The sequence below is a fragment of the Komagataeibacter kakiaceti JCM 25156 genome (assembly GCF_000613305.1).
This window is the reverse complement of sequence record NZ_BAIO01000200.1, coordinates 1-3,960: the sequence shown is the minus strand read 5'-3', so window position 1 is coordinate 3,960 and position 3,960 is coordinate 1. Positions and strand designations below refer to the sequence as shown.

General features: G+C 63.2%; 7 protein-coding genes. All 7 read right to left on the bottom strand.

Annotated features, from left to right (window positions below; genetic code table 11):
- A partial coding sequence (locus tag JCM25156_RS10555) for a phosphoadenosine phosphosulfate reductase domain-containing protein (protein ID WP_025813060.1) occupies positions 1 to 894 on the bottom strand: 894 nt, incomplete at its 3' end.
- Positions 895 to 1,051: 157 nt separating this feature from the next.
- A complete protein-coding gene (locus JCM25156_RS10550) occupies positions 1,052 to 1,465 on the bottom strand; it encodes a hypothetical protein (RefSeq protein ID WP_025813059.1) in 414 nt (137 codons plus the stop codon).
- Complete coding sequence (locus JCM25156_RS10545; protein ID WP_025813057.1) at positions 1,458 to 1,796, bottom strand: hypothetical protein; 339 nt, start codon at positions 1,794 to 1,796, stop codon at positions 1,458 to 1,460. Before JCM25156_RS10545 ends, JCM25156_RS10550 begins: the two co-directional genes overlap by 8 nt.
- Before the next feature lie 182 nt (positions 1,797 to 1,978).
- Positions 1,979 to 2,815: a hypothetical protein gene (locus JCM25156_RS31070; RefSeq protein ID WP_242402600.1), complete on the bottom strand. Its 837-nt coding sequence runs from the start codon at positions 2,813 to 2,815 to the stop codon at positions 1,979 to 1,981.
- A gap of 283 nt (positions 2,816 to 3,098) precedes the next feature.
- Positions 3,099 to 3,509 (bottom strand): hypothetical protein, encoded by a 411-nt coding sequence (locus JCM25156_RS31065; RefSeq protein ID WP_242402599.1) that lies wholly within the window; start codon positions 3,507 to 3,509, stop codon positions 3,099 to 3,101.
- Between the two features lie 34 nt (positions 3,510 to 3,543).
- A complete protein-coding gene (locus JCM25156_RS31060) occupies positions 3,544 to 3,741 on the bottom strand; it encodes a ParB N-terminal domain-containing protein (RefSeq protein WP_242402598.1) in 198 nt (65 codons plus the stop codon).
- Positions 3,741 to 3,899 carry a hypothetical protein gene (locus JCM25156_RS31055; protein ID WP_242402597.1) on the bottom strand — a complete coding sequence of 53 codons (159 nt, stop codon included), beginning with the start codon at positions 3,897 to 3,899 and terminating at the stop codon, positions 3,741 to 3,743. Before JCM25156_RS31055 ends, JCM25156_RS31060 begins: the two co-directional genes overlap by 1 nt.
- Positions 3,900 to 3,960 lie beyond the last annotated feature (61 nt).

The window sequence follows — 3,960 nt, the reverse complement described above, 5'->3', positions numbered from 1 at the left end:
CGTGCCGCCACTGGCCAGCGTGCCGAGGTCCCGGTCGCGTCGGATGGTGCAGCCAAATGCGCGTTCCCACTCACACAGCCGGGCGAACCGATCCGGGTCCATGTGACGCAGCGTTGCAGCCTGATCGGCAGACATGAATACACATGCCAGGCAGGACAGACGGCCAAACCCGAGCTGATAGGGAAGCGGCGGAATCACGCCATGCCGACGCAGGATCTGCCAGACAGCCGCTTCACTCCAGGCATGTACCGGGCGCCAGTGATCGATATGCCGTCGGGCCCGACCATCACGACAGTCTGCCCGGTGCCGCTCAAAGACAGCGTAACGGGCACGGTTCGCGGATTCCGCCGCGCGTTCTCCGGTTACAAACAGGGTCCGGGCATGACTGAAGCGCGCCTGGTTCCGCAGGGCGCCATCCGCAACCATGATCTTGGCGTATGGGGAACACCAGCGGACCGACAGGTTCGCCGAAACCTGCGGGAAGCGGCGTCGTGTATTGGGCGGTCCCTTGCCACCGACAGTGACCCGCCCTGTCGGCGTATCGAACCAGACCGGTGCGGTCGGCGCATTCTCGCGCAGCATTTCCCGCACGATCCCGCCCCGGCGCGCGGAAAAATACAGCCTGACGCCAAGGGCTGCAGCCAGATGCCGCCCGTAATCGGGCACATGTGGCCAGTCAAAAACGTCCCCGTCATCGTCCACAAGATGGTGCCACCACTCGATGCGCTGGGGCGTCACGCCCTTTTCGAGCAGATGCAGCGTACTGGCGAGGGAATCCTTGCCAAAGGAACAGGCGACGATGACGTGATCATAACCCGCCAGGTCAGGTCTCTCTCCGGGCTCCGGCACGACAGTTCCCTGGCGGGATGACAGGCTTGCGGTCATCATGGACATTCTCCTTGTCTGAATGTCTTCTGGCGGTCCGAAGGGATATCGCGGGTCAAACGCGGCGCGTGCGCCGGCATCGCAGGCCCGCGGAGCGGGACAAGAGCCACCGTTTGAGGCGCGATGGCCCTTCGGGCATATTTTTTCCTGTGCCTTCCTGCTTTTCCTATGCGTCCGCGTTCAGGTATTCGTGCAGATACCGGCGCAGCACCACGCAGGCTGCATGAGTGTCCCGCTCACCGTCATCCGCAAGGACACGATCCATCACCCTGGCGAGAACGGCGGCGGCCTCTCGGCCCGGGCTGAAAACAAGGGAAAACCCAAACTGTCCCTGCAGCACGCCGGTCCCGGCATCGTGGACCATGGCCACGATCTCGCCATGGACGACTTCCTCGACCTCAAGGTCCACTTCCTGACCGTCAGGCAGAATGGTGGTCCGGATCCCGTCAGAGTCCGCACTGTCGGGGACCGCATCGAGAACGATCCGCGCAGCCGCCTCGGCGTCCGTCGCCGTGACCCTAAAATCGCCGGCATCCGCTTCAAACAGGCGCTCAACCAGCGTGACACGAAAATCAGGCATTGCCGTCCTCCCTTACCAGGACAAATTCGCTCAGTGTCTTGGCTTCCCGCCATGGGCAGTGCCACACCATCACGTCCTTTCCGCAGATTTCGGTGACAGAGCCGCGCTCTCTCAGCCGGGCCAGCTCGGCCGACGTGACTCTGGGAACCGCCGTGAAAGCGGAAAATTCGACTACTGCCGCCTCCACGCTCTCATAGGGTCCCCGCCATCGGCGGGCCGCGGGCGGATAGATTTCAGGCGTCCGGATCAGAACCCCACCATCCGGGTGGAAACCCAGTTCAACCACATACCTGCCGATCAGACGCTTTTCCGTCATGTATTCATCGGTCATCACGGTTCTCCTTCGCCGACGCAGGTGAACGCGTAACCTGACGTTCCGGATAAGCCTGGTTGGGGCGCATCGCAGAATTTCGCGGTCGACGTCCTGCCAGAGGCCGTTGCTGGCTCACCGCCCGACGTCACCACTAGGGGCGACGGGCCGTGAGCCAGAGCCGTACGACGCAACAGCCTCGCTCAGCTGAAGCCTACAAACTCAACATGCGTCCTGAGGAATTCTTCTGGTGTCTGCGATGGCGGAGCCGGACTTTCCGCCCTGCCATGCGGCACCTCATCCCCCTGATCTGCCGCCAGGTCTGTGGGCGTGTCAGTCACTTCATCGAGCTCAATGCCCGTCGCGGCAGGATCATCGGTTCCCGGGCCATCAGTCCGCGCACCAGCATCCACGTCGTCTTCCGGGTCGATATCGTCGTCATGCTCCAGTTCCCCATCATCGTCATCCGCTCCGGATGGTGGGGCAAGCGCTTCCGCGAAGGTGGCGTTCAGCGCTGCGACATCGACCTGGAAACGCGCAGCAGGATGCACCCAGATCCCCTGCCCGACATGGTCCATCAGGGCGCGGCGCATTTCCTTACCGGTATTGCGCGGCAGGATACCTTCCGCCTTTATGGCCTTCGTGATGCCGGACTTGCTGAGCGTTTTCAGGAAGTCTTCATCCGCCATGACAGGCAGATGGTCGTCCGCTTTCACGATATGGCCGACCAGGACACCCCAGTCGCCACTATTCGTCGCGTTCTTCTCGCAGGACAGAACGGCTTTGAGCACGTCGACAGCAGCGCCACGCAGGAGCGCCTCGTCCAGCGCCATCTCGCCATCCTGGAACAGTCCGGCGGCAGCCACGAGCCGGCGTGACGGACGGCGCTGCGGGTAGTGCGCGTTGGAATCCCCGTCCACCCGGACATTCTGCGCGTTGAGGGCCGCGATCATCAGCCCGACCAGGACCCATGGATCGGCAGAGCCCCGCATGCCGTCCAATGCGGCATGCAGCGCCTGGGTGCGGAAACTGCCGATCATGTCAAAACCGCGCCCCGAGATATCGGGCCGTTCCCGTGGCCCTTCGGGCAGGCTTCAATGACGGCGGACGGCGTCACGCGGCCTGCCGCCTCGCTGCCCGGCAGGACGCACCAGCCTCGCGAACCTTCAGGCGATGATCGAGCAGAAGAATTTCGTGGCGCCCTCGCGCTGCCAGTAGATCCGCACCATGCCGGGTTCGAAGATCGGCTCGCCGTTCTCGTCGCTCTGCAGGATCAATGCGTCTTCAGGCGTGTTCTGACCCAGCCACTGGCGCTGCGCCTTCTCATAGGCGAAGCGTCATCGGTATAACGGCCGTCCTTCCCGGCTTCACCGAACAGATCTTCCTGCCAGGCGATCCGGCAGCTTTTTGCAATGGCGTCATCAAACGAGGCCTCGATTGCATAAAAACGGTCCTGCCGCAGGGCTGACGCAATCCGGTCCCAATCGGGGATGGCAGCACCGGGTTCCCAATTTCCGTCGGGCTGTTGCTCGCCTCATCTTCGCAGGCTTCGACATCCTCGGGCGGCGACGAGCCAACCGGAAACCCGAAATGGCCCCAGACCTGTTCCTGCAGCGCGGTGGACGCAAGGGCGATGCTCGCCAGTTCACGATTGCCGGGCCCCTTGCCCGCCTCGATCCACGCCAGAATCTCAGGCAGGATGGCAGACAGGCGGCCGATCTGCTTCAGCTGCACCGGTGTGAGCATCAGCGCCTTGCAGATCGCGGTGTCATTCCACTTTTTTTTCCTCCCGGAGCCTGGCGACAACCCGCCACTGTTCAACCTGGGTCATGGGCTGACGGATCATGTTCTCCGACGCGGCACGCATCCGGTCCAGTTCCGCATCATCGCCTGCCACCGTCACCTGAATGGTTTTCAGGCCGGCCTTGACCGCGGCACGCCGGCGGCGATGCCCTGCAACGATCATCAGGCCGCCCGGGGTTTCGCGGACCAGAGGCGGGTGGATGATCCGACGGCCTTGACGTTCAGCGCCAGCTGGCGCTCTTCCGCCTCGTTGGGCGCGGATTTCCGCGGGTTTTCGGGGTTGTCGAGCAGGGTTTTCGGATCAACTTCGCGCAGTTCCATGGTTTTTACTCCGTGTTCTCAGGACGCCTTTCCTGATGCACTCCGGCGGCCAGCACCGGGC

Bases quoted from the DNA above. Each gene is read 5' to 3' on its own strand.
- JCM25156_RS10550 (WP_025813059.1), bottom strand. From the start codon at position 1,465: ATGCCTGATTTTCGTGTCACGCTGGTTGAGCGCCTGTTTGAAGCGGAT.
- JCM25156_RS10545 (WP_025813057.1), bottom strand. From the start codon at position 1,796: ATGACCGATGAATACATGACGGAAAAGCGTCTGATCGGCAGGTATGTG.
- JCM25156_RS31070 (WP_242402600.1), bottom strand. From the start codon at position 2,815: ATGATCGGCAGTTTCCGCACCCAGGCGCTGCATGCCGCATTGGACGGC.
- JCM25156_RS31060 (WP_242402598.1), bottom strand. From the start codon at position 3,741: ATGATCGTTGCAGGGCATCGCCGCCGGCGTGCCGCGGTCAAGGCCGGC.
- JCM25156_RS31055 (WP_242402597.1), bottom strand. From the start codon at position 3,899: ATGGAACTGCGCGAAGTTGATCCGAAAACCCTGCTCGACAACCCCGAA.